17 protein-coding genes and 4 pseudogenes are annotated in these 24,220 nt (G+C 75.7%); 14 read left to right on the top strand and 7 right to left on the bottom strand.

Features of this window, described 5'->3' with window-relative positions:
* Nucleotides 1–292: 292 nt before the first annotated feature.
* A pseudogene (locus tag ACFW6P_RS20295) lies at nt 293–724 on the top strand (catalase-related domain-containing protein); the annotation flags it as partial.
* Between the two features lie 20 nt (nt 725–744).
* Here the strand turns inward: ACFW6P_RS20295 and ACFW6P_RS20290 are convergent.
* Nucleotides 745–1,598, bottom strand: a pseudogene (locus tag ACFW6P_RS20290) (fructosamine kinase family protein).
* 129 nt (nt 1,599–1,727) lie between these two features.
* Here ACFW6P_RS20290 and ACFW6P_RS20285 point away from each other — a divergent pair.
* The gene (locus ACFW6P_RS20285; protein ID WP_386358919.1) at nt 1,728–2,051 is read left to right on the top strand and encodes a hypothetical protein; all 324 of its coding nucleotides are present in this window, start codon (nt 1,728–1,730) and stop codon (nt 2,049–2,051) included.
* Nucleotides 2,052–2,087: 36 nt separating this feature from the next.
* Here the strand turns inward: ACFW6P_RS20285 and ACFW6P_RS20280 are convergent, their stop codons facing one another.
* On the bottom strand, nt 2,088–2,621 hold the full coding sequence (locus ACFW6P_RS20280; protein WP_386358917.1) for a hypothetical protein: 534 nt from the start codon (nt 2,619–2,621) through the stop codon (nt 2,088–2,090).
* Between the two features lie 37 nt (nt 2,622–2,658).
* Complete coding sequence (locus ACFW6P_RS20275) at nt 2,659–3,243, bottom strand: hypothetical protein (RefSeq protein ID WP_386358915.1); 585 nt, start codon at nt 3,241–3,243, stop codon at nt 2,659–2,661.
* Between the two features lie 359 nt (nt 3,244–3,602).
* On the opposite strand from ACFW6P_RS20275, the gene ACFW6P_RS20270 reads away from it, so the two are divergent.
* From ACFW6P_RS20270 to rfaE2, 8 genes are all read left to right on the top strand, one after another.
* A complete protein-coding gene (locus ACFW6P_RS20270; RefSeq protein ID WP_386358913.1) occupies nt 3,603–4,568 on the top strand; it encodes an NAD-dependent epimerase/dehydratase family protein in 966 nt (321 codons plus the stop codon).
* A 54-nt stretch (nt 4,569–4,622) separates the two neighbouring features.
* Complete coding sequence (locus ACFW6P_RS20265) at nt 4,623–6,323, top strand: carbamoyltransferase (RefSeq protein ID WP_386358911.1); 1,701 nt, start codon at nt 4,623–4,625, stop codon at nt 6,321–6,323.
* Nucleotides 6,320–7,393, top strand: a complete 1,074-nt coding sequence (locus ACFW6P_RS20260; RefSeq protein WP_386358909.1) for a glycosyltransferase family 2 protein — start codon at nt 6,320–6,322, stop codon at nt 7,391–7,393. Before ACFW6P_RS20265 ends, ACFW6P_RS20260 begins: the two co-directional genes overlap by 4 nt.
* A gap of 94 nt (nt 7,394–7,487) precedes the next feature.
* Entirely contained in the window at nt 7,488–8,555 is a 1,068-nt protein-coding gene (locus tag ACFW6P_RS20255) for a glycosyltransferase family 9 protein (RefSeq protein WP_386358907.1), read from the top strand.
* Nucleotides 8,552–9,517 (top strand): glycosyltransferase, encoded by a 966-nt coding sequence (locus tag ACFW6P_RS20250; protein ID WP_386358905.1) that lies wholly within the window; start codon nt 8,552–8,554, stop codon nt 9,515–9,517. Before ACFW6P_RS20255 ends, ACFW6P_RS20250 begins: the two co-directional genes overlap by 4 nt.
* Complete coding sequence (locus ACFW6P_RS20245; protein WP_386358903.1) at nt 9,514–10,791, top strand: glycosyltransferase; 1,278 nt, start codon at nt 9,514–9,516, stop codon at nt 10,789–10,791. The genes ACFW6P_RS20250 and ACFW6P_RS20245 overlap by 4 nt, the downstream gene beginning before the upstream one ends.
* 91 nt (nt 10,792–10,882) lie before the next feature.
* A complete protein-coding gene (locus ACFW6P_RS20240) occupies nt 10,883–11,518 on the top strand; it encodes an SIS domain-containing protein (RefSeq protein WP_386358901.1) in 636 nt (211 codons plus the stop codon).
* Nucleotides 11,515–12,921, top strand: coding sequence for a D-glycero-beta-D-manno-heptose 1-phosphate adenylyltransferase (rfaE2, locus tag ACFW6P_RS20235; protein WP_386358899.1), 1,407 nt, complete (start codon nt 11,515–11,517; stop codon nt 12,919–12,921). The genes ACFW6P_RS20240 and rfaE2 overlap by 4 nt, the downstream gene beginning before the upstream one ends.
* Nucleotides 12,922–12,945: 24 nt before the next feature.
* Here rfaE2 and ACFW6P_RS20230 read toward each other — a convergent pair whose 3' ends face one another.
* From ACFW6P_RS20230 to ACFW6P_RS20220, 3 genes are all read right to left on the bottom strand, one after another.
* The gene (locus ACFW6P_RS20230; protein ID WP_386424313.1) at nt 12,946–14,232 is read right to left on the bottom strand and encodes an MFS transporter; all 1,287 of its coding nucleotides are present in this window, start codon (nt 14,230–14,232) and stop codon (nt 12,946–12,948) included.
* A 596-nt stretch (nt 14,233–14,828) separates the two neighbouring features.
* Entirely contained in the window at nt 14,829–15,362 is a 534-nt protein-coding gene (locus tag ACFW6P_RS20225; protein WP_386358896.1) for a DoxX family protein, read from the bottom strand.
* Between the two features lie 74 nt (nt 15,363–15,436).
* Nucleotides 15,437–16,612, bottom strand: coding sequence for an amidohydrolase (locus ACFW6P_RS20220; RefSeq protein WP_386424312.1), 1,176 nt, complete (start codon nt 16,610–16,612; stop codon nt 15,437–15,439).
* 174 nt (nt 16,613–16,786) lie between these two features.
* Between ACFW6P_RS20220 and ACFW6P_RS20215 the strand changes: the two genes are divergently transcribed.
* Nucleotides 16,787–18,265 carry an aminotransferase class I/II-fold pyridoxal phosphate-dependent enzyme gene (locus ACFW6P_RS20215; protein ID WP_386358892.1) on the top strand — a complete coding sequence of 493 codons (1,479 nt, stop codon included), beginning with the start codon at nt 16,787–16,789 and terminating at the stop codon, nt 18,263–18,265.
* Nucleotides 18,266–18,371: 106 nt separating this feature from the next.
* A pseudogene (locus tag ACFW6P_RS20210) lies at nt 18,372–18,555 on the top strand (hypothetical protein).
* Between the two features lie 182 nt (nt 18,556–18,737).
* On the opposite strand, the pseudogene ACFW6P_RS20205 reads toward ACFW6P_RS20210, so the two are convergent.
* A pseudogene (locus tag ACFW6P_RS20205) lies at nt 18,738–18,962 on the bottom strand (IS630 family transposase); the annotation flags it as partial.
* A 350-nt stretch (nt 18,963–19,312) separates the two neighbouring features.
* On the opposite strand from ACFW6P_RS20205, the gene ACFW6P_RS20200 reads away from it, so the two are divergent.
* Both ACFW6P_RS20200 and ACFW6P_RS20195 read left to right on the top strand, forming a co-directional pair.
* A complete protein-coding gene (locus ACFW6P_RS20200) occupies nt 19,313–19,870 on the top strand; it encodes a hypothetical protein (RefSeq protein ID WP_386358890.1) in 558 nt (185 codons plus the stop codon).
* A gap of 15 nt (nt 19,871–19,885) precedes the next feature.
* Complete coding sequence (locus ACFW6P_RS20195) at nt 19,886–24,220, top strand: HAD-IC family P-type ATPase (protein WP_386358889.1); 4,335 nt, start codon at nt 19,886–19,888, stop codon at nt 24,218–24,220.

The raw sequence follows: 24,220 nt of genomic DNA, 5'->3' as shown, positions 1-24,220 counted from the left end.
CGATTCCAGGGGGCAGGAGGGCAGGGCGGAGTCCGCGGTGCTCGGGCGGACCATCCGGTGCACAGTACACACCGTCATCGCCCGATCTCGCACGGTGGAGCGGCACTTCGTTTCGAAAGCGACTGCCGTCTGTTCACATCTGTGGCAAGTGTCGGTATTGCTGTGCACTGCAGGGAAGTGCTCCTTCACGAACTCGGTGTTGACCTCGTCCAGCCGGTGCTGGTCGCACCGTCCTTCACGTAGCCGACGCCCTCGGTGGTCACGACGCCGATCCGGTCTCCGTCGAGGGCGAGGTGTGCGCGAGGCCCGCTACCCGACCCACGACGAGCAGGGCCCGCAGATCAGCGGCCGGCTCACCCGCAGGCGCATCCCCCGCACCCACGACTACCTCCAGGCCGGGCAGCGCTATCTGCTGCTGGAGACCTGGGAGCGGGAGGACCTGGTGAAGAACCTCGTGGACCTGCTGTCCCGGTGCGACCGTCCGGTGCAGGAGCGCATGGTCTGGCACTTCCTGCTGGTCGAGAACGACCTCGGCCTGCGCGTCGGGGAGGGCCTGGGCATCACCCCCGAGGACGTGGCGGGCCCGGAGCCGCTGGCGAGCCGGGACCTCACCGACGACGACCGTGAGCGCCTGTCCAACCTCGGCCGGAACAAGCCGCGCGACGTCGAAGGGCTCACCATGACCCACTGCGTCCCCGACGAACGGCACGTCGTGACGCGCTGACCGTGACCCCGGCGCGACCGTCACTCCGACAGGGCGGCACGGGCTACGGCGAGGGCCTGTTCCGCGTAGCCGCGGCCGAACAGCACGGCGTGCACCAGCAGCGGGAACAGCTGGTGCACGCCGACGCGTGCGGTCCAGCCGTCGGCGAGCGGCGCCCGGTCCTGGTAGCCGTCGAGGATCTCCTCCAGACGGGGGCAGCCGAAGAGCCGCAGCATCGCCAGGTCGGTCTCGCGGTGCCCGCCGTGCGCGGCCGGGTCGATGAGCCACACCCGTCCGTCGGCTCCCCACAGCACGTTGCCGTTCCACAGGTCGCCGTGCAGCCGCGAGGGCGGCTCGGCGGGTCCCGCGAGCTGCGGAAGCCGCGCGCACCGCCGTTCCACGACGGCCGCCTCGGCCGGGCGCAGCGTGCCCTGGTCGACGGCGCGCCACAGATACGGCAGCACGCGGCGCTCGGCGTACCAGCCCGGCCAGTCGGTGCCGGGCTCGTTGCGCATCGGTGCGAGGCCGATGTACGCGTCCACGGGCCCGTCGGGGGCGGCGCCCCGAAGGCGGGCGCCCCGGCGGCGTGCAGCCCGGCCAACTCCAGCCCGAAGCGGATCGCCGCCTCCCGGCTCGGCCGCCCCCGCGCGACCCGGTCGAGGACCAGCCAGCACGCCTCCCGGCCGTGCACCCGCGGCACCGGCACGGTCCCGGCCGCGGACAGCCACCGCAACCCGGCGACCGCGGCCCACGCCGCCCCCGCCTCCTCGGCCCGCTTGACGACCACGACCCGTCCGTCGTCGAGAACGACCTCGGCGAGAGCACCGGACAGGGGGCGTTCCCCGCTGACCACCCGCCCGGTGAGCCGGGCCACGACCTCCGCACGGTCGCTCATACGCGCTCCCTGTCCTCCTTCTGCAACTCCCTGCGGGCACCGCGCCTTGGGCACGTGCCGGTCACGCGGGACGGTGAAATACCGCCGCCTGACGACAGGACGGCCCGGTGCCGGGGGACCAGTCGGGTCATGACGACCTCATCGTTCCAACGCACCATCGCCCTGCCCGCTCCCGTCTGCGAAGAGGCCGCCGAGCATCTGGAGCAGGCCGCGCGCCGCGCCATCGACGGAGCCGGCGTCCCCCTGAAGGCGTTCCGCGCGGCCGCCGACAGCGACTTCGTCCTGCCGCTGCCGGTGGTGGAACAGGCGGCGTCCTGCCTGCTGGTCCTGGCCACCGAGACGGCCCAGACCGTACCGCCCTCCGCGCTGCGCGCCACCATCAGCGTCGCCCTGCGCCTGCGCGACGCCGTGGAGCTGGCCCACCAGCCCGCCCTCAGCAGCAGGTTCTGGTAGGCGCTCCCGGTTCGGCGCGGCATGCACCCGGGCCTCTCAGGTCCGGCGGAAGACCACTCCGGCCTGCTCGCGGCGCAGGTCCTCCAGCGTGTCGCGCTGGCGCCGGGCCCGCGCGAGGAGTTCGTCGAGCTGGCCCGCGTCCAGCCGGGTGTCCGTGGCGGCCAGTTCGCGCAGCGTCTGCCAGCCCGCCCTCTTGCCCTCCACCCCCAGCCGCAGCGCCTCCAGGTCCCACAGGGTGCTCAGCGGCGAGCGCCGGATCATGTTGCCGTTGCCCTTCAGACGCCCCACCTGCTCGGCGGCACGGCCCGCGTAGACCTTGTAGCGCCGCACCGGCACGTCGAGCCGCCGCAGGATGCCGAGCAGGCTCGCCCGGTCCTCGGCGATCTCGGCGACGACCGGGGCCAGCGCGCCGGCGAGCGGCGTGTCCCGGCATCCGCGCAGCACCGAGCGGGCCCGCGCGGTGGCGGCGGTGGCACCGGTGAGGTGGTCGTTGAGGTAGATGCCCAGCAGGGACATGTCCGTGGCCGGGGCCCGCCCGGTGCCCGGCGAACCCGCTCCCTGTTCCGTCATGACGCTGCTCCTGTCGTGCTCCGGTCCCGCCGCACGGTCACGGTGGTCGTGACGCGTACGAGGCAGGGAGGGCCGGGGCCGAGCCGGACCCGAGCCGCACGGGCGGCTCGACCGGGGCCAGGCCGCCGAGGCTCCGGCCCTCGTGGACGGCCTTCGCCGAGACGACCGGGTGAAGGTCCCGGGCGTCGTACCACTGGTGCCGGCCGGCCCGGGCCGTGGCGTGGGTGCGAGCGCGCAGCAGCAGCCGCGCCGGCCGGTCCCACAGCGCGAGCCGGCCCGGTCGGGTGGCGAGCGGACCCGGCACGGCACGCAGGGCGAGCCCGGTGAGGTTCCTGCGGCCGGTGCTGAAGCGGAGGTCGAGCGGCGGGGCCGAGACGTGCCCGTCCCGGCGGCCGGTGACCCGCACCGGCACGACCCGCACCTCGTCGAAGACGTGGGTGGCGGCCACCAAGTCCGCGATCCGCCGCGTCGGCGCAAGCGGCGGCCGGTGCCCGTCCGGTTCCTCGACCACCACGTCGCTGAACGGCCCGAACGGCGACCCCCGCCAGTGCCCGAGCACCATGCGGGTACCCGACCGTGTGCCGATCCCGGCGATCCATCCGTCGAAGCGCAGCGAACGCACCGGCGGCCGGTGCCGCGCACCCCGCGTCGCACCGGCGGATTCGGATCCGTGGAAGAGCACGCGGGGCGGGTGCCCCGACCGTCAGCCGCGAAACGGGACCTCCGGGACGTACGGGGCGAGCGATTCCCGTGAGGCAGGGGCACGGACGAGGCCGGACCCACGGCGGTGCGGGATGCGGTCCCCTCGCGGCAGGCACACCGCCGTCTCCCGCAGAACACCCTCCCGACCTGCGCGAACCCCCACCCGCGCACGCCTGGTCACTCTCCGTGCGTCACCGGTTTGCCGTAAGCGACCGTGCCCCGCGCCCGCCGTCGGCGGACGCTGGGGGCAGTGACGCCGCCGACGGAGGAGAGACGACCATGACCACCGCCTTCTCACGGGCCTGGGAACACGCCGTCGTCACCGGCGGCGCCGGATTCGTCGGCTCCCACCTGTGCGCCGCCCTGCTGGACGCGGGCACCGCCGTCACCTGCGTGGACGATTTCAGCACCGGCCGGCCCGAGAACATAGCCCCACTGCTCGAACAGCCCGGCTTCACGCTCGTGCAGGCCGATGTCACCGACGGGATGCGGATCAAGCGCCCGCCGGACCTCGTCCTGCACTTCGCCTCCCCGGCCTCCCCGGCCGACTACCTGCGCCTGCCGCTGCACACCATGGAGACCGGCAGCCTCGGCACCCGCAACGCCCTCGAACTCGCGCACTCCGCCCGCGCACGCTTCGTCCTCGCCTCCACCTCCGAGGTCTACGGCGACCCGCAGCAGAACCCCCAGGACGAGCGCTACTGGGGCAACGTCAACCCCGTCGGACCGCGCAGCGTCTACGACGAGGCCAAGCGCTTCGGCGAGGCCCTCACCACCGCCCACGCCGAGACCCACGGAACCGACACCTGCATCGTGCGGCTGTTCAACACCTACGGTCCCCGGATGCGCGGCCACGACGGACGCGCGGTGCCGACCTTCGTACGGCAGGCCCTGGCCGGCGAACCCCTCACCGTGACCGGCGACGGCTGCCAGACCCGGTCGCTGTGCCACGTCGACGACACGGTCCGCGGCATCCTCGCGGCGGCCGCCCACGGGATGCGCGGGCCGGTCAACATCGGCAACCCGTCCGAGATCACGATGCTCGACCTGGCCCGGCTGGTCGTCGAACTCGCCTCGTCCGCCTCGGAGATCCGCTTCATCGAGCGCCCGGTGGACGACCCGGCCGTGCGCTGCCCGGACATCACCCTGGCCCGCGACAAGCTCGGCTGGGAGCCGCGGGTGCGCGCCGAGGAGGGCCTGCGGCGCACGATCACCTGGTTCCGCGAGAACGCCCCGGACGACTGACCCCGCTCGCCGCGCCGCGTCCGGTCCCCCCACCGCCGAAAGGCCCCCGCCCTCATGCGCATCCTCGGAATCAACGCCCTCTTCCACGACCCCGCCGCCGCCCTGGTGATCGACGGTCAGACCGTCGCCGCCGCGGAGGAGGAACGGTTCTCACGGCGCAAGCACGGCAAGAGGCCCCTGCCGTTCTCCGCCTGGGAACTGCCGGAGAAGGCGGCCGCCTGGTGCCTGAAACGGGCCGGACTGCGCCCCCAGGACCTCGACGCGGTCGCCTACTCGTTCGACCCGCGCCTGGCCCGCCCGGCCGGCGCCATGGGCCTGGGCGACCCCTGGGACCACCTGCGGCTGACCTACGCCCGCGAGGCCCCGGCCTTCCTGCGCACCGCCCTGCCCGGCCTCGACGCCGGCCTCGTCCGCTTCGTGCCCCACCACATGGCCCACGCCGCCTCCGGCGCCTTCGCCGCGCCCGACGCCGGCGACTCCTCCGTCCTCGTCCTGGACGGCCGCGGCGAACGCGCCTCCCACCTGGCCGCACGCCGCGTGGGCGACCGGCTGGAGGCCCTGCACGCCCAGGATCTGCCGCACTCGCTCGGCCTGGTCTACGAGGAACTCACCGAGCATCTCGGATTCCTGCGCTCCTCCGACGAGTTCAAGGTGATGGCGCTCGCCTCCCACGGCAGGCCGCGCATGCTCGCCGCACTGCGCCGCCACGTGTACCCCACCGGCGACGGCGGCTTCCGCGCCACCGGCGTGCCGTGGTCCGAACTGTGCGCGCCGCGCGGCCCCGACGAGCCCTGGACCCAGGACCACGCCGACGTCGCCGCCAGTACCCAGGCCGTGCTGGAGGAGACCCTGCTGGACCTGGTCCGCTGGCTGCACGGCCGCACCCACGACAGCGTCCTGACGCTCGCCGGCGGCGTCGCGCTGAACTGCGTCGCCAACTCCCGTATCGCCCGCGAGGGCCCGTTCTCCCGCGTGTGGGTGCAGCCGGCCGCCGGTGACGCGGGCACCGCGCTGGGCGGCGCCCTGCTGCTGGCGGCGGCCGGGGGCGACGAGCCGGAGCCCATGACGGGCGCCGACCTCGGCCGCGACTGGTCCGACGCGGAACTCGGCGCCTGGCTCAAGACCGCCGCCGTTCCCTTCGAACGGTCCCCGGACATCGCCGAGACCGCCGCCCGCGCCCTGGCGGACAACCAGATCGTCGCCTGGTTCCAGGGGCGCTCCGAGTACGGCCCCCGCGCCCTCGGCCACCGCTCCCTGCTGGCCCACCCCGGGCACGCGGGCAACCTGGAGCGGCTCAACGACGTCAAGGGCCGCGAGCAGTTCCGGCCTGTCGCCCCCATGGTGCTCGCCGACCGGGCCGCCCAGATCTTCGACGGCCCGCTGCCCAGCCCGTACATGCTGTTCGTGCACGACGTCGCCCCGGCGTGGCGCGACCGCATCCCCGCCGTGGTGCACGTCGACGGCACCGCCCGCATCCAGACCGTCGACCCGGCCCGCTCACCCCTGGTCGCACGCATGCTCGGCGCCTTCGAACAGCTCACCGGGCTGCCCGTGGTCGTCAACACCAGCCTCAACACCGCCGGGCGGCCCATGGTCGACGACCCGCGCGACGCCCTGGAGTGCTTCGGCTCCTCGCCCGTCGACCTGCTGGCCATCGGCCCGTACGCGATCCGCCGCGGCGGCCTCTTCCGCACCGGCACGACCACCGGCTCCCCGGGAGACGTCCTCACCGACGATGCCCGAGGCACCCGATGACCGGCTCCGCCGCCCCGCTGCCGGACACCGAGTACGCCGTCGTCGTCCCGACGCTCGGCCGGCCCAGCCTCGGCGCCTGCCTGCACGCCCTCGCCGAGACGACCGGGCCCGGCCCGGTCCGGGTGGTCCTCGTCGACGACCGGCCCGACGCCGACCGCAGGCCCCTGACCGCCCACGTCCCGCCCGCGCTGCGCACGCGCACCATCGTGGTGCCGGGCGGGGCGCGCGGACCGGCCGCCGCACGCAACCTCGGCTGGCGCGCGGCCGGAGACGTGCCCTGGATCGTCTTCCTCGACGACGACGTCGTCCCCGGGCCCACCTGGGGCGACGACCTCGCCCTCGACCTGGTCACGGCCTCGGACCGGACCGCCGGCATCACCGCCCGGATCCAGGTCCCCCTGCCCGCCGACCGCCGGCCCACCGACTGGGAACGCAACACGGCCGGGCTCGCCGGCGCCCACTGGATCACCGCCGACATGGCCTACCGCCGGGCCGCGCTGATGGCGGTCGGCGGCTTCGACGAGCGGTTCCGGCGGGCCTTCCGCGAGGACGCCGACCTCGCCCTGCGCATGCTCGACGCGGGCTGGACCCTCACCGGCGGCCGACGCGCCACCACCCACCCCGTGCGGCCCGCAGGACGCTGGATCTCCGTCCTGCAGCAGGCCGGCAACGCCGACGACGTCCTGATGACCCGTCTGCACGGCCGCCACTGGTGGCGGCGCGCCGAGGCCCCGCGCGGACGCCTTCCCCTGCACCTGGCGATGACCGGGGCGGGGGTGGCGGCCGCCGGCTGCGCCCTGCTCGGGCGGCACCGCCTCGCCGGGGCGTGCGCCGCCGCCTGGCTGGCCGGCACCGCCGAGTTCACCCTGGCCCGGATCCTGCCCGGTCCCGGCACCCGCGACGAGGTGCTCACCATGGCCGTGACCAGCGTCCTCGTCCCGCCCGCCGCGACCTGGCACTGGCTCCGCGGCCGACTGGCCCACCGCGGAGCCCGGCGGCACAGCCCGTCCGGTCCCACGGAGCCGGCGCCCGCGGCCCGCCCGTTGGCCAGGGAACGGCAGCGGTCGTGAACCGGCGGCCGTCTTCCGGTGCGGGCGGTCCCACCGGCGGGCCGCCGCCCCCGCACGCCCCGCGGCGCGGACTCCCGCCGACGGGGGTGCCGCGATGACCCTCCTGCGCCGTCGCCTGCCCCGTACCCTCGTCGTCCGTCTCGACAGCGCGGGCGACGTGCTCCTGGCGGGACCCGCCGTACGCGCCGTGGCTGCCGGGTCCTCCCGCACCGCGCTGCTGTGCGGACCGCAGGGCGCCGCGGCCGGACGGCTGCTGCCCGGCGTGGACGAGGTGCTGACCTACGACGCCCCGTGGGTCGGGCTGGAGCCGCCGCCGATCACCCGGGCCGCCACCCGGCGGCTGATGCGGACCCTCACCGCGCGGCGCTTCGACCGTGCGCTCGTGCTCGTGTCGTACCACCAGAGCCCGCTGCCGGCCGCCCTGCTGCTGAAGCTGGCCGGAGTGGAGCGCGTCGCCGCCGACAGCGAGGACTACCCCGGCGCGCTGCTCGACCTGCGCCACCGCAGAGTGCCGCACCGGCACGAGGCCCTGGCCGCGCTGGACCTGGCCCGGGCCGCGGGCTTCACCCTGCCGCCCGGCGACGACGGGCGGCTGCGCGTCACCCCGCCGCCGCGCACCACCCACCTCACCGGCACGGGGCCCTACGTCGTCGTCCACCCCGGCGCCGCCGTGCCCGCCCGGGCCTGGAGCCCCGGCCGGGCCGCACGCGCCGTGGCCGCGCTGTCCGCCGAGGGCCACCGGGTGGTCGTCACCGGCGGCCGGGCCGAGCGCGAACTGACCGCACGGGTCGCCGGACGGCACGGCCTGGACCTCGGCGGCGCCACCGGCCTGCCGGAACTGGCCGGAGTCCTCGCGGGCGCGCGGGTGGTGGTGGTCGGCAACACCGGCCCTGCGCACCTCGCCGCCGCCGTGGGCACCCCCGTCGTCAGCCTCTTCGCGCCCGTCGTGCCGGCCGAGCGGTGGGCCCCCCACGGCGTCCCGCACCGGCTGCTCGGGGACCCCCGGGCCGCGTGCGCCGGCACCCGGGCCCGGCGGTGCCCGGTGGCGGGACACCCCTGCCTCGACGGCATCGGCGACGCCGAGGTGCTCGCGGCCGTGGCGGCCCTCACCGACGACCCGGCCGGCCAGGGAGAACACACGGAGCGAGGAGCGACCGTATGAACATCCTGCTGTGGCACGTGCACGGCTCCTGGACGACAGCGTTCGTCCAGGGCCCCCACACCTACCTCGTCCCCGTCACCCCGGGCCGCGACCCGGACGGCCTCGGACGGGCCCGCACCTTCTCCTGGCCCGCCTCGGTCCGCGAGGTCACCCCCGGGGAACTCAGCGACACGCCCGTCGACCTGGTCGTGCTGCAACGGCCCCACGAACCGGAACTGGCCGAGCGCTGGCTCGGCGGGCGCCGCCCCGGCCGGGACGTGCCCGCCGTGTACCTGGAGCACAACGCGCCCGACGGCGACGTCCCCGACACCCGGCACCCGTGCGCCGACCGCCCGGATCTGACGATCGTGCACGTCACGCACTTCAACCGGCTGTTCTGGGACTGCGGCACCACCCGCACCGAGGTCGTCGAGCACGGCATCGTCGACCCCGGCCACCGCTACACCGGCCGGCTCGCCCGCGCCGCCGTCGTCGTCAACGAACCCGTGCGGCGCGCCCGGTACACCGGCACGGACCTGCTGCCCGCCCTCGCCGAGGCGGCACCCCTCGACGTGTTCGGCATGGGCACCGAGGGCCTGGCCCGGCACCTCGGCCTGCCGCCCGACCGGTGCCGCACGGCCGACCTGCCGCAGGGCGAGCTGCACACGGCCCTCGCCGAACGCCGTATGTACCTGCACCCGGTGCGCTGGACCTCCCTCGGCCTGTCCCTGCTGGAGGCGATGCACCTGGGCATGCCCGTGCTGGCCCTCGCCACCACCGAGGCGGTCCGGGCGGTCCCGCCGGGCGCCGGCACTCTCTCCACCCGCCCCGACGTCCTGGCCCGCGCCGCCCGCCGCTACCTCCACGAACCCGAGGCGGCGGTCGCGGACGGGGCCCGGGCCCGGCAGGCGGCCCTCGAACGCTACGGGCTCAAGCGCTTCCTGGCCGACTGGGAGCGCCTGATCACGGAGGTGTGCGCATGAACCCGTCACTCAGCCCCCTGCCCGGCGGACCGGTCGGCGGCGACCCCCTCGACCCGGGCGTCCTCGACATCGCGCTCGTCTCCGAGCACGCCAGTCCCCTCGCCGCCCTCGGCGGGGCCGACGCCGGCGGGCAGAACGTGCACGTCGCCTGCCTGGCGGGCGCCCTCGCCGACCGGGGCCACCGCGTCACCGTCTACACCCGCCGCGACGCGCCCGGCCTGCCCTGCCGGGTGGAACTGCGCGACGGCGTCGAGGTGCACCACGTGCCCGCCGGGCCCGCCGAACCGCTCCCCAAGGACGCCCTGCTGCCCCACATGGGCGAGTTCGGCCGCTACCTCGCCCGCTGCTGGCGCACCCGCGCACCCGACCTGGTCCACTCGCACTACTGGATGTCCGGCCTGGCCGCGATCCACGCGACCCGCATACGCGGCCTGCCGCTGCTGCACACCTACCACGCCCTCGGCACGGTGAAGAGGCGGCACCAGCGGCTCGCCGACACCAGCCCCCCGGAACGCATCCCCGCCGAGGTCGAGATCGGGCTGGGCTGCGACCACGTCGTCGCCACCTGCCGGGACGAGACCGCCGAGCTGGCCCGCATGGGCATCCCGCCGCACAAGGTCGCCGTCGTGCCCTGCGGTGTCGACACCCGCCTGTTCACCCCGAAGGGCCCGGCCGCGCCCCGCGGACCGTACCGGCACCGGCTGCTGCACCTCGGCCGGCTCGTGCCGCGCAAGGGCGCCGCGGTCGCCGTCGCCGCGCTGGCCCGGCTGCCCGGGACCGAGCTGCTCGTGGTCGGCGGGCCACCCGCCGACCGCCTCGACGACGACCCGGAGGTACGGCGCCTGCGCGACGCGGCGCGCGGCGCCGGTGTCGCCTGCCGGGTCCGTTTCACCGGCGCCGTCCCCAGCGAGCGCGTGCCGCCGCTGCTGCGCTCCGCCGACGTCGTGGTTTGCCCCGCCGACTACGAACCCTTCGGCATCGTCCCGCTGGAGGCCATGGCCTGCGGCGTGCCCGTCGTGGCCAGTGCGGTCGGCGGGCAGCTCGACACCGTCGCCGACCCCGGCACCGGACGGCTGGTACCGCCCCGCGACGCGGAGGCCCTGGCCCGTGCCATCGCGGGGTTGCTCGCCGATCCGGCGGCCCGCGTGGCCTGCGGGGCGGCCGGCCGCCGCCGCGTCCTCAGCCGCTTCGGCTGGGACCGGGTCGCCGCGGCCACCGAGGCCGCCTACTGCGCCGTCCTTGACGCCGTCCCCGCCAGGTCCGGCGCGGGCTGACCCGGCCGGTCCCGTTCCGTACGCGCCGACGCCCGAAGACCGAAGGAGGTGCGGGCCCGCCGCCGTCCCCGACGGCCGCAGCCCGATCAGCATGAGCGAACCCTCTGCACACCCCGCCCTTGACGCCGCGCGTCTGCACTGCCGTTCCCTGGAGGAGGCACTCGGCAGGTTCCGCCGGCACGGCGTCGACCGGATCGCCGGCTGGGGCGTCCACCTCGCCGACGTCCTCACCGGAGGCGGACGGCTGCTGGCCGCGGGCAACGGCGGCAGCGCCGCCCAGGCCCAGCACCTCACCGCCGAACTCGTCGGCCGCTACCGCCGGGAGCGCCCCGCCTACTCCGCGCTCGCCCTGCACGCCGAGACCTCCAGCGTCACCGCGATCGGCAACGACTACGGCTTCGACCATGTCTACGCCCGCCAGGTCACCGCCCACGGCCGTCCCGGCGACATCCTCATGCTGCTGTCCACCTCCGGCCGTAGCGCCAACCTCGTCGCGGCGGCCGTCACCGCCCGGCAGGCCGGACTGCGCGTGTGGGCCCTCACCGGAAGTGGCCCCAACCCGCTGGCGGAGGCCGCCCACGAATCCCTCTGCGTCGACGCCGGCAGCTCCGCGAACGTCCAGGAGACCCACCTCGTCGCCGTCCACCTGCTGTGCGAGTGCTTCGACACGGCCGTGTCCACGCCCCTCGCACGAGGCACCGTCCTCACGCGGGGAAGCACCTCATGAGCGGCCCGAAACCCCTCGCCGTCGTCGGGGACGTCCTCCTCGACGAGGACATCGAAGGCGTCTCCACCCGGCTCTCCCCGGACGCCGCCGCCCCCGTCGTCGACGTCACCGGCGACCGGCGGCACCCCGGGGGAGCGGGACTGGCCGCCGCCCTCGCCGCCCGCGGCGGCCGGGACGTCGTGCTGGTCACCGCGCTCGGCGACGACGAGGCGAGCGCGGCCGTACGCCGCGACCTGCGCGACCGCGTCCGCCTGCTGGAGATCCCGCTCCACGGCACCCTGCCGGTGAAGACCCGGGTCCTGGCCGGCGGCAGACCCGTCGTCCGCATCGACCGCGGCGGCGGCACCCCGGGCGAGCCCGGCGCCGCCGTCCGCGAGGCCCTGGCCGGAGCCCACGCGATCCTCGTCGCCGACTACGGCCGTCACACCGCGGGCGCCCTGCGTCCGTACCTCGAGGACGCCGCCCACCGCACCCCCCTGGTCTGGGACCCCCACCCCCACGGCGACCCGCCCGTGCCCGGCGCACGCCTCGTCACCCCGAACGCCGCCGAGGCACAGGCCCTGTGTCCCGGCACGGGGCAGACCTCCCTGGGCGCGTACGCCGAGCGCGGGGCACGGCTCGCCGAGCGGTGGCGGGCGGCGGGCGTCGCCGTCACCCTGGGTGAACGCGGCGTGCTCCTGGCCCGGCCCGGATCCGGCACTCCCATGCTGGTGCCGGTGCCCTACCGGGCCGCGGGGGACCCGTGCGGCGCGGGCGACTGCTTCGCGGCCACCACCGCGGCGGCCCTCGCCGACGGCCTGCTCCCCGAGGAGGCGCTGCAGCGGGCCGTGGCCGAGGCGGCCGCCTTCGTCGCGGCGGGCGGCGCGGGCAACCCCGAGCTGTGGCGCACCGAGCCGGCGCCCGGGCCCGCGGACGACCCGGCGACCGACGGGTTCCGTCTCGCCGAGAGCGTCCGGGCCCGGGGCGGCACCGTCGTCGCCACCGGCGGCTGCTTCGACCTGGTGCACGCCGGGCACGTCGGGCTGCTGGAGAGCGCCCGCCGGATCGGCGACTGCCTCATCGTGTGCCTCAACTCCGACGCCTCCGTCGCCCGCCGCAAGGGCCCGGGCCGCCCGCTCAACCCGGCGGCCGACCGCGCCCGGGTCCTCGCCGCGCTCGGCAGCGTGGACGCCGTCGTCGTCTTCGAGGAGGACACCCCCGAGGCGGTCCTGGCCCGGCTGCGGCCGGATGTCTGGGTCAAGGGCGGCGACTACTCCGTCCAGGACCTGCCCGAGGCGGAGGTGCTGCGCACGTGGGGCGGCCAGGCCGTGGTCCTGCCCTACCTGGACGGCCGCTCCACGACCCTGCTGACCCGCAGGGCGGCGAAGGCGGCGACGGTGGCGCTGCGGCCGTCGGGGTCGTGAGGCGCGGGGGTGCGTACGCCGCGCTCAGGCCGCCTTGCCCAGCGCCGGCCGCCCCGCGGGCTCGCCCTCCTCCGTGCACAGCAGCACCGGCGTCGTCACCCGGCGCTGCCGCAGCGCGTAGCCGGCCCCGATGGTTCCCACGATGAGCAGACCGCCGGTGACGAGGGCGCCGCGCGGTCCGGCCAACTCCATGAGGAGGCCGAGCGCGGGCGGACCGCCCAGGCCCCACACCGTGCCGATGCTGCCCCAGACGCCCAGAACGCGACCGCGCAGCCGGGCGGGCGGGTCGGTCTGCAGGACGGCCGTGCCGGCGGTGTCGGAAACGGACTCCACCACGGCCATCGGCAGCACCAGCGCGAGCAGCACCGCCAGCGACGGCGACAGCCCCGCCAGAACCTGCAGCAGCGCCCCGGCCGCCGCCAGCGCCCCCACGAGCCGCACCGACGGCCGGCGCAGCCGGGCGCCGAGCACCGCCCCGAGGATGCCGCCGAGCGCGAGCGCGGTCGACACCGTGCCGAAGGCCCCGGCGCCGCCCGCGAGCGGCCCGGTGACCAGCACGGCGAGGGTGAGCTGGTAGTTGCGGCCGAACACCGCGCTGATCCCGGTCACACCGGCGAGCGCCATCAGCCGGGGCCGCCGCGCGAAGAAGGCCAGCCCCTCCCCCACGCTCGTGCCGGAGCCGGAGCCGGAGCCGGAGCCGGAGCGGGAGGTGCCGGAGCGGGACGTGGGGTGCTCCGGGCCGGGCGCGTCCTGCCGCACGGCCCCCGCCGCCGGGCGCAGGAACGGGATCACCGACGCCACGAACAGGAACGACAGCCCGTTCGCGGCGTACGCGGAGGCCGTGCCGAGGAAGCCGACCGTCACACCGGCCAGAGCGGCCCCGACCAGCCGGCCCGCCTGGTGCACCAGCGCCCCGACCCCGATGGCCGAGGGCACGTCCTCCGGCGGGACGAGGTCGTTGCCGAGCAGCGCGCACGCCGGGTTGTCGACGGTGGCGACGACGCCCGTGACGGCGGCCAGCACCAGCAGCGCGGTCATGTCGAGCCGGTCCAGCGCCACGAGGACCGCCGTCGTGAAGGCGATCAGACCGAGCAGCGCCTGGCTCACGGCAGCCGTCAGCTTCCTCGGCCACCGGTCGACCGCGGCCCCGCCCAGGACGCTCATCAGCAGGGCGGGAGCGGCCTGCACGGACATGGAGAGCCCGGTCGCGGCGGCGGACCCGGTGATCTGCAGGACCAGCAGGTTCTGCACCGTGAGCTGCATCCAGGTACCGGCGTTCGACACGAAGTTCGCGGCGGACCACCAGCGCATGCCGCGGTGGCGCAACGACCGCCAGGGTGAACGCGACACGGGGCGGGCAGGGGAGGGTGACGAAGACACAGGACGGTACTCGCAAGACGAGTCGGACGACTCAGCAGGAGGGCGGCGAGGGGAACGGGAGGCACCGGCCGCGCTGCACGGTGGCTCCCCACGCCGGAACGGCGCGGACCATCGTGGCAGAGGCAAGCCCCCGGTCGGTTCCCTCCGCACCCGCCCACTGCCGCCGCATGTCCCAAATGCCGTCGGCCCTCCGGCCCTTGGGGCGGCGAGTGTGGTTGATCACAGCCGGTGATCACGGACCCCGGCCGTGTGGCGGCGGCCACGGCGGAAGGAGGGCGTCCGGACACGGAGAAGGGCCCGTCGTCCGTGACGACGGGCCCTTCTGCCCGGTGTGGGGTGCTGCGCTACGCGGACTCGCCCCGGCCGCTCAGCGCGTCGCGCAAGCCGGTCGACCATGCCCACGGCGGGCAGGCCTGGCGCAGCGCCGGGAAGAGGTGGGTCTCCTTGTCGGCCATGGTTGCGCCGCCGTCCGGCCAACAAGACCGCAAGAAGGACGCGGACCAGGTCACGAGGGCCCGGGAGGCGGTTCAGGCGGGGAGCTTGGACCGGACCCGTGCGGCCGCGGCGGCGGGCCGTGCGGTCGCCCGGACCGAGCGGCGCACCAGTCCCGCGTCGTGCCGCAGCCCGCGGGCGGCGTGGGTGCCGCGCCACAGCAGCGAGGGGCGGGAGCCGGTGTCGTCGGCGGCGATCAGCAACCCGCCGAGCATCGACATGTTCTTGAAGAAGTGGATGCGCTGCTGGGTCCGCTCCGAGGGGTCCTCCACCTCCCAGAAGCGGTGGGCCGCCAGGGTCGTGGGCACCAGCGTGGCCGCGATCGCCAGCGCGGCCGGGCGCGGCATGCGCCCCGTGGCCAGCATCAGCCCCGCCACGACCTGTACGCCGCCGCTCAGCCGTACGACCTGCTCGGTGCGGTCCGGCAGTGCCGCGACGCGTTCGGTGACGGGCTGGACGACAGGCTCGGCGATGTCGGCGACCTCCTTGGGATTGCGGACGGAGTTCGCCCCGCCGGTCAGGAACATCGAGGCCAGCAGGGGACGGCCGAGGACGCGCAACAGACTCATGGCCCGCTCCAGTGGTGTCGGTGGTTACGGTGCCCGACCGGGTTCCCCTGACGGGGCGGTGGCACTCACCCGGATCACGCCGCCCGGTGCCGGGCCCACGCCTCTTCCCGCAGTTCCGCCGACATCAGGACGTCGGCGGCGGTGCACGCGAGGGCCTGGGTGACGGCGGTCAGCACCCGGCGGGCCCGGGGCGAGGCGGCGGCCTCGGCGAACTCCGGGGTGTGGTCGGAGCCGTCCTCGTCCATGATCGCGACGAAGGGGTGCACGGCGGGCACCCGCGTGCTGACGTTCCCCATGTCGGACGAGCCCAGGTACACGCCGGGCCGCGGGGGCGACAGCGCGATCCCGGCCCGGGCCAGGTGGGCGGCGAACCGTTCGGAGAGCACCTCGCTGTCCCGGAAGTGCTCGTAGCGCACGGTGGCCCGTTCCGCCCGGGCGGTGGTGCCGGTGGCCCGGGCCACGCCGGCGGCGCACTCGCGGAGCCGTTCCGTCAGATCCTCCAGCGCCCCGGTCGTCGCCGCGCGCAGGCCGAACAGGCCCTCGGCGTACTCCGGGACGATGTTCGTGGCGGTGCCGCCGTGGGTGACGACGCCCTGCACGTGCGAGCCCTCCGGCAGCCGTCTCCCCAGGGCGGCCAGCACGTTGAACAGCTCCACCAGCGCCGCGAGCGCGTCGACGCCCTCCGCCGGGTTGCCGGTGGGGTGCGCGGCCCGGCCGTGGAAGGCGACCCGGTACTGCACCTGCGCGGTGAGCGGCGCCCGCGCCCAGCTGTACACCCCGGGGTGGAACATCAGTGCCGCGTCGACGTCGTCGAAGACGCCCGCCTCCGCCTCCAGGACCTTGCCGCCGCCGTCCTCCTCGGCGGGCGTCCCCACCGCCAGCACCGAGCCGGCGGACACCTCCGGCACCGCGGCCACCGCCAGCGCGGCCCCCAGGCCCGCCGCAGCGATCAGGTTGTGGCCGCAGGCGTGGCCGAGGCCGGGCAGCGCGTCGTACTCCATCAGCAGCGCCACGGCGGGCCGGCCCCGGCCCCGGCGCCCGGTGAACGCGGTCGGCATCCCCGCCACCCCGCGCCGCACCGCGAACCGCCCACGCTCCAGCTCGCCCGACAGCAGCGCCGCCGCCCGGTGCTCCGCGAAGGCGTACTCGGGGTCGGCGTGCAGCCGCAGGGCCACGTCCCACAGGGCGTCGGCCCGTGCCGCCACCTCCTCGCGCAGGGCTCGGTGCAGGTCGTCACGGGTGCGCGTCACGGGGCGGCCTCCTGCGGGATCGCTGCGGTGTCCTGCCGCCCGGGTTTCACCGCCCCGCTCCACGACACCTGCGCGTTTCGACCGGTGCCCGGGTGCAACACGGTCGGTGTACCCGCCGGGCCACGACAGCGTGGAGATCGCGCGGCGGCCGGCGGGCCGGACCTGGGAGGAACCATGGACCACTCGCGCGTGCCGGTGCTCGAGGCGCTGCGGGACTTCCGCCGCCGCGGCGACATCGCCTACGGGCCGCCGGGCCACAAGCAGGGCAGGGGAGTCGACCCCCGGGTCGCGGAGATCGTCGGACTCGACGTCTTCCGCTCCGACGTGCTGTCCCTCAACGGACTCGACGACCGCCGTCAGTCCCAGGGCGTGATCAGCCGTGCGCAGGAGCTGATGGCCGACGCGGTCGGCGCCGAGCACGCGTTCTTCTCCACCTGCGGCAGCTCCCTGTCGGTGAAGACGGCCATGCTCGCCGCGGCCGGGCCGGGCGAGAAGCTGCTGCTGTCGCGCAACGCGCACAAGTCCGTCGTCGCGGCCGTGGTCGTCAACGGCGTCGAACCGGTCTGGGTGCACCCGAAGTTCGACACCGAACGGCACGTGGCCCATCCGCCCGAGCCCGACGCCGTCCGCCGGCGCCTACGGGAACACCCCGACGCCAAGGGCATGCTGCTCATCACGCCCACCGACTGGGGGTCCTGCGCGGACATCCGGGGAGTGGCCCGGGTGTGCCACGAGTTCGACGTGCCGGTCATCGTCGACGAGGCCTGGGGCGCCCATCTGCCGTTCCACCCGGACCTGCCCGCCTGGGGCATGGACGCCGAGGCCGATCTGGTGGTCACCAGCGTGCACAAGATGGGCGGCGCGGTGGAGCAGAGCTCCGTCTTCCACCTCCAGTACGACCGCGTCTCACCCGAGGCCCTGGCGCAGCGCGAGGACCTGCTCGGCACGACCAGCGCCTCCTCCCTGGTGTTCGCCACCCTCGACGGCTGGCGCCGCCAGATGGTCGAGCAGGGCCAGGGCCTCCTGGACACGGCCCTGCGCCGGGCCCGGCGCATCCGGTCCGCGGTCGCCGACCTGCCGGGGCTGCGCCCGATGGGCCGGGAGGTCGTGGAGGAGGGGCTCGCCGCCGGCCTCGATCCGCTCAAGCTCGTCATCGACGTCCGCAAGCTCGGCATGAGCGGGATGCAGGCCGCCGAGTGGCTGCGCGAGCACCGGCACGTCGACGTCGGCGGCTCGGACAGCTGCCGGATCAGCGCCTCGATCACGCACGCCGACGACGACGAGACCGAGGAGGTCCTGATCGGCGCCCTGCACGCGCTGGTCGAGAACGCGGACTCCGTCGAACGGCGCCCGCCGGTCCGGCTGCCCGAGCCCTCGGCGCTGGAGCTGGAGCAGGCGATGGCGCCCCGCGCGGCGTTCTTCGCACCGGTCGAGCACGTGCCCGCCGAGCGGGCCGCGGGACGGATCGCCGCGGAGATGATCAGCCCCTACCCGCCGGGTGTTCCGGTGGTGGCACCCGGCGAGGTCGTCACGGACGAGGTCCTGGACTACCTGCGCAGCGGCGTGGAGCACGGGGTGCTCATCCCGGACGCGGCCGACGCCTCCGTGCGGACGGTGCGGGTCGTGGCGCGAGGAACGGCTGCGCATCCCTGAGATGTTGAAGATGTCATTGAAGTGAATTCTGGGAAACTAGGCATGGTTTGCCCGATTTCGATGATCCGGGACGTGAAGGCACTCACTCACCCGGGCGGATGGTGCCATGCCCTCCGAAAAGGTCATCGAGGAATTGACCGGCGTCCCGAGCGTCGACATCGAGGCGGCGCTCGACCCGGCTGAACTCGACGGTGTCCACCGCGACAGACGTGAGTGCGCCACTGGCGCTGGCCCACTCGACCGGCAAGCTGCCGCTGTCGCCCCCGACCCCGCGCCCGAAGAAGGGCTAGCGACCGACGGGAGTGGTCAATGGAGCGGGCTGGCACTTCTACCACTCCACTCTCACGGCGGCCTTCGCGGCGGCCCTGGCCACCGCCGGACAAGGAGCACCGGTACGACAGACACCCGCCTGATCCACACCGTCGGGGTGCGCGCCGTCGAATGGCTGTGGGCCCACCGGGACGGATTCCGCCTAGTGTCCTGAGTCGGGAATTCGGTTCAGATATCCGGCGAGGCGTTCGAGGATCTCGTCCGCGGTCTTCGTCCAGACGAAGGGCTTCGGATCCTGGTTCCAGGTCTTGATCCAGTTGCGGATGTCCTTCTCCAGTGCCTGGACGTTCCTGTGGACCCCTCGCCGTATCTGCTTGTCGGTGAGCAGTCCGAACCACCGCTCGACCTGGTTCAGCCAGGAACTGCTGACCACTCCATTCGACGGGCCGGACGGCCCGCGCCCGTGCGGCGTCCGGGCCCGAGACGGCCCGTGTGCCCGCGTTGAGTAACCGGGGCTCCCGGCCCGACACGGGCCGGCACGGCTCCGGGCGGGGAGCGGGCCTCCCGGCGCCGCGGCGCGTGCGTCGTCCGGCGGACCCCGCCGCCCGCCGGGCGCGGCAGGTGACGCACGACGGGAGCCGCCAGCGGCCGATCGGTCTCCCGTGCGCACGAGCTCCGGTGAACACCGCAAGCGCGTGTCCCACCGAAGACGGAGTATGGGGCAAAAAGCTGGAAACCCGGTCGAAGTCGCCGGACAACGCGCCTGTGGAGGTCGACATGAACCACAAGACAGCACAGTCGTCCGATCTTCCTCAGCCGTTGCGGGCCGTCGCCGCGGGACTCAGGCACCTGCCCGGCGCGCACCAGGTCGGCAAGGTCGCCGAAGGGGCCCTGGACCGGATCGGCGCCGTCTCACCGCGCGGGCGCCGGATCGCCGTCTACACGGGCGCCGGCGTGCTCGGTGTCGCCGGAGTGGTCGAGTGGCCGGTGGCGCTGACCGGCGCGGCCGTCGCCTGGCTGACCCGGCCGAGGCCCCAGCACACCGACGGCACGTCACCGGTCGGCGCGGCGCAGAAGGCCACGGCCGTCGAGCGCACCGCGGACACCGGCCCCGAGGAGGAACCGGACACCTCCTCCTACGGCCCCGGCGCCCGCCTGGCCTCCTCGCACTACCGCCACGACCGGCCGGAGCAGCACGTCCACGAACAGCCCGCCAAGGTCGGCGACACCGCCACCGCCTCCGCCCTGAAGCAGGTCGCCGAGGCCACGGCACACCACGAGGAACCGCACGGCCAGCGGGCCCACGGGCACCACCACAGCCGCCCCACCGGCTGAGTCGGGAAGCAGGAGATGCTCACACGACGCTTCGACGTGGCCCCGCTGGTCGGGGCCATGGCCGGGGCGGCCGCCGGGGCCGCCCGCAGCACCGCCCAGGGCATGACGTCCGTCTACGACACCACGCGCCGAGTGCGCAACGTCGCGCGCAACGCCCTGACCCGCGGAGAGCACTGGCAGGCCGGACAGCGCCTCCACCTCGCCCTGCGCCGCGTCGACGGCGACGCCGCGGTGCTCGCCCGCCGGGTGGCGGAAGAGATCGCCGAGCATCCGGACGTGCTCACGGCGTACTGGGACGAAGGCCTGTCCCGCCTGGTGATCACCCTGGTGGAGGACGCCGCCACCGACCGCGTCACGGAACGGGCCACCGCCCTCGCCACCCGCCTCGGCCTGGACGAGGGAGCCGACCCGGAGGCCGAGGAGAGCGCCCACCCCGGCGATCCGAGAGAGGTGCGCGTCACCGCGGCGGCCGTCCTGCTCGACGCCGCCGGAGCGGCCGGCGCCCTGGCCGGCCGCTCCCTGCGCCTGCCGCCCAGCTCGCGCATCGTCACCGCCACCGTCACCCTCCTGCGCGAGAACCCCCGCCTCCGCGGCCTGCTCCGGCAGCGCTTCGGCCCGTACGCGATGGAGCTCCTGCTCACCGCCGCCAACGCCGCCGCCCACGGCGCCGGCCAGACCCCGCTCGCGCTCGTGCTCGACGGGCTGCTGCGCGGCACCCAGTTCACCGAGGCCGTGGCCAGGGCCGCGGCCTTCGAGGCCCTGCACGACGACGTCTGCCGGCCGGAGCGCACCAGTCTGTCCTCACCGGCCCAGGCCCGCCCGCCCCTGAAGGTGACACCCGCGCAGGAGTACGCCTCCCACGCCAGCACCGGAAGCCTCGCCGGCGCCGCCGCCACCCTCCTCGTCACGCACAACGCCCGGGACGCGGCCGAAGCGGTCCTGGCCGGCTCCCCGAAGGCGGCACGGTACGGACCGGCCGTCTTCGCCGCGACCCTCGGCACCTTCCTCGCGCACGCCGGCATCCTCGTGCGCAGCGCCGAGCGGCTGCGGCAACTGGAGATCGCCGACGCGCTCGTCCTGCACGCCGACGCCCTGCGCCGGCGCCACGGCCCCGACGGTGACGCCGACACCGCGCCCGAGGACCCGGTGCACCCCTTCGCCGAGGCCGTCCTCGACGCCGCACGCCGCGCGGGACTGCACGTCGTGATCGCGGGCGGCTCCGACCTGAAGGACATCGTCCGGCTCGCCGACGAGGTCGCGCCCGGCACCCGCCCGTTCGGCGACGTCGTACGCGCCCTCCAGGACGACGGGCACGTGGTGGTCACCGTCGCACGGCTGGACGCCGCCGGCGGCGGGCACGTGGTCGACGGGCTGCCCGCCGGAGACGTGGCCATCGCCCTCACCGACGGCCGCGCCGCCGTTTCCTGGGGTGCCGACGCGCTCGCCCCCGGCGGCCTCGCCGACGTCTGGCGGCTCCTCACGGCCATCCCCGCGGCCCGCCGCGTCGGACGCCGGTCGCAGACCCTCGCCCGCGCCGGCGCCGCCCTCTCGGGCCTCCTTGTCGCCCGCGGCGGACAGCCCCCCGGCCGGCAGCTCGCCTGGCGCGTGACCCGGCACGCCCCGGTCAACATCGCCGCCGCAGGCGCCCTGCTCACCGGCTGGCTCGAAGCCTCCCGCGTCGCCCGGGCCACCCCGCCCCCGCCCCGGCTGCACATCCCCTGGCACGCCCTCGAACCCCACGAGGCCCGCGACCGGATCGGCCGCACCCACCGCGAGAGCGAACCGCGCGGACTCGCCCTGGTCGCCGACCGGACCCGGCAGCGGGCCGGGCGCCTGGCCCGGCACCCGGCCGTCACCCCCGCCCGCTGGACCTGGCAGGCCGCCGGCGCGGTACGCCGCGAACTGGACGACCCGCTCACCCCCGTCCTCGCCACCGGCGCCGTCGCCTCGGCGCTGCTCGGCTCGCTCGTCGACGCGCTGCTGGTCGTCGGCGCCATGGACCTCAACGCCGTGACGGGCGGCCTGCAACGGCTGCGCGCCGAACAGGCCCTGGCCCGGCTCGCCGCCCGGCAGCAGCCCAAGGCCCGCAAGCACAACGGCGACCGGCGCACCGTCACCGTCGACGCGACCCGGCTGCGCCCCGGCGACGAGATCAGCCTCGGCGCGGGCGACGTCGTCCCCGCCGACGCGCGCCTGCTCGACGTCGACGGTCTGGAGGTCGACGAGTCGGCCCTCACCGGCGAGTCCCTGCCGGTGACCAAGGCCGTCGAGGCCACCCCCGGCCTGCCCGTCGCCCAGCGCACCTGCATGGTCTTCGAGGGCACCACCGTCGTGGCCGGCCGGGCCACCGCGCTCGTCGTCGACACCGGCGACCAGACCGAGGCCGGACGGGCCGTCACGCTCGCCGCCCGCACCCCGCCGCCCGCCGGCGTCCAGGCCCGGCTGCAGGAACTCACCCGCAAGGCGCTGCCCGTCACCTTCACCGGCGGCGCCGCCGTGACCGGGCTGTCCCTGCTGCGCGGCAGCGCCGTCCGGCGCGCCGTCAGCGGAGGGGTGGCCGTCGCCGTGGCCGCCGTTCCCGAGGGGCTCCCTCTCGTCGCCACCGTCGCGCAGATGGCGGCTGCCCGGCGGCTGTCCCGGCGCGGCGTCCTGGTCCGCACCCCGCGCACCCTGGAGGCGCTCGGCCGGGTCGACACCGTCTGCTTCGACAAGACCGGCACCCTCACCGAGAACCGGCTGCGGCTGATCCGCGTCGCCACCGCCGACGGCACCGTCCTGCGGGTGGACGACGAGCGGGCCGCGCAGGTCCTGCGCCTGGCCGCCCGCGCCTGCCCGCAGGAGGAGACCGGGCAGGGCCGCCGCGTCGCGCACGCCACGGACGAAGCCGTCCTCGACGTCGCCCCGCCCGACGAGGGCTGGGCCCCGAGCGGCGAACTGCCCTTCGAGACACGCCGGGGCTACGCGGCGGCCATCGGCCGCGACGGCCACCCCGACTTCGGCGACCTCCTCGTCGTCAAGGGCGCCCCCGAGACGATCCTGCCCGCCTGCCCGGGACTTCCCGCCCACGCCGCCGACACCGCCCACGAACTGGCCGGGCAGGGCCTGCGCGTCCTCGCCGTCGCCCGGCGCCCCTGCCGGGCCGAGGAAGCCGAGGCCGAACTCGACGCGCCCCTGGCCGACCTGGAGTTCAGCGGCCTGATCGCGCTGGCCGACGTGCCCCGCGAGACCTCGCAGGCCCTGCTCGTGGAACTGCGCCGCTCCGGGATCCTGCCCGTCATGCTCACCGGCGACCACCCGGAGACCGCGCGGGCCATCGCCCAGCAGCTGGGCTGGCCGGAGGAGACCGAGGTCGTCACCGGCGACGAACTGGTCGCCATGGAACGCAGCGAGCGCGTGCGGGTGCTGCGCGTGGCCGGTGTCGTCGCCCGGGTCGCACCCGAGCAGAAACTCCACGTCGTGGAGGCGCTGCAGCAGGCCGGCCGGGTCGTGGCGATGGCCGGCGACGGCGCCAACGACGCCGCCGCCATCCGTGCCGCCGACGTCGGGGTCGGCGTCGAGTCCCGCGGCTCCGCCGCCGCCCGCAACGCCGCCGACCTGGTGCTCACCACCGGCGACCTGTCCGTCCTGGTCGACGCCGTCGTCGAGGGCCGTGCGCTGTGGCGCAGCGTCGCCGACGCGGTCAGCATCCTCATCGGCGGCAACGCCGGCGAGGTCGGCTTCAGCGTCCTCGGCACCCTGCTGGCCGGCGCCTCGCCCCTGTCGACCCGGCAGCTGCTGCTGGTCAACCTGCTCACCGACATGTTCCCGGCGATGGCCGTCGCGGTGACGCCCAGCAACGACCCCTCGACGGCGGAACACGCGCAGACCGGCCCCATGGGACTGAACGTCCTGGGAGCGCCCCTGCTGCGCTCCATCCGCCGACGCGGCATCACCACCTGCTTCGGCGCCGTCGCGGCGTACCTCATCGGCCGCCTCACCCCCGGCACCGAACGCCGGTCCACCACCATGGCCCTGTGCGGCGTGGTCGGCGCCCAACTCGTGCAGACCCTCTCCGGGCGGCGCCACAGCCCGCTGGTGTGGGTCACGGCCCTCGGCTCCGCAGCCGTGCTCGCCGCGCTCGTCCAGACGCCCGGCGTCAGCCACTTCTTCGGCTGCACCCCGCTCGGGCCCGCGGCCTGGGCCGGCGTCTTCCTGGCCATCGCGCTGTCCGCCCTGGCCCCCCGCCTGGAACGCCTGCACGCCGTCCACCTGCTCTACGACGCGGCGACCCGGCTCGCCCTGCGGCTGAACGACCTGGGCCGGCAGGCCCGCCGCACGATGCAGAGCGGGAACGTCCGCCCCGTTGCCTGA

It is taken from the genome of Streptomyces sp. NPDC058741 (assembly GCF_042746715.1).
In the GTDB taxonomy this organism is placed as follows: Bacteria; Actinomycetota; Actinomycetes; order Streptomycetales; family Streptomycetaceae; genus Streptomyces.
This window is presented reverse-complemented; position numbering and strand designations above follow the sequence as displayed.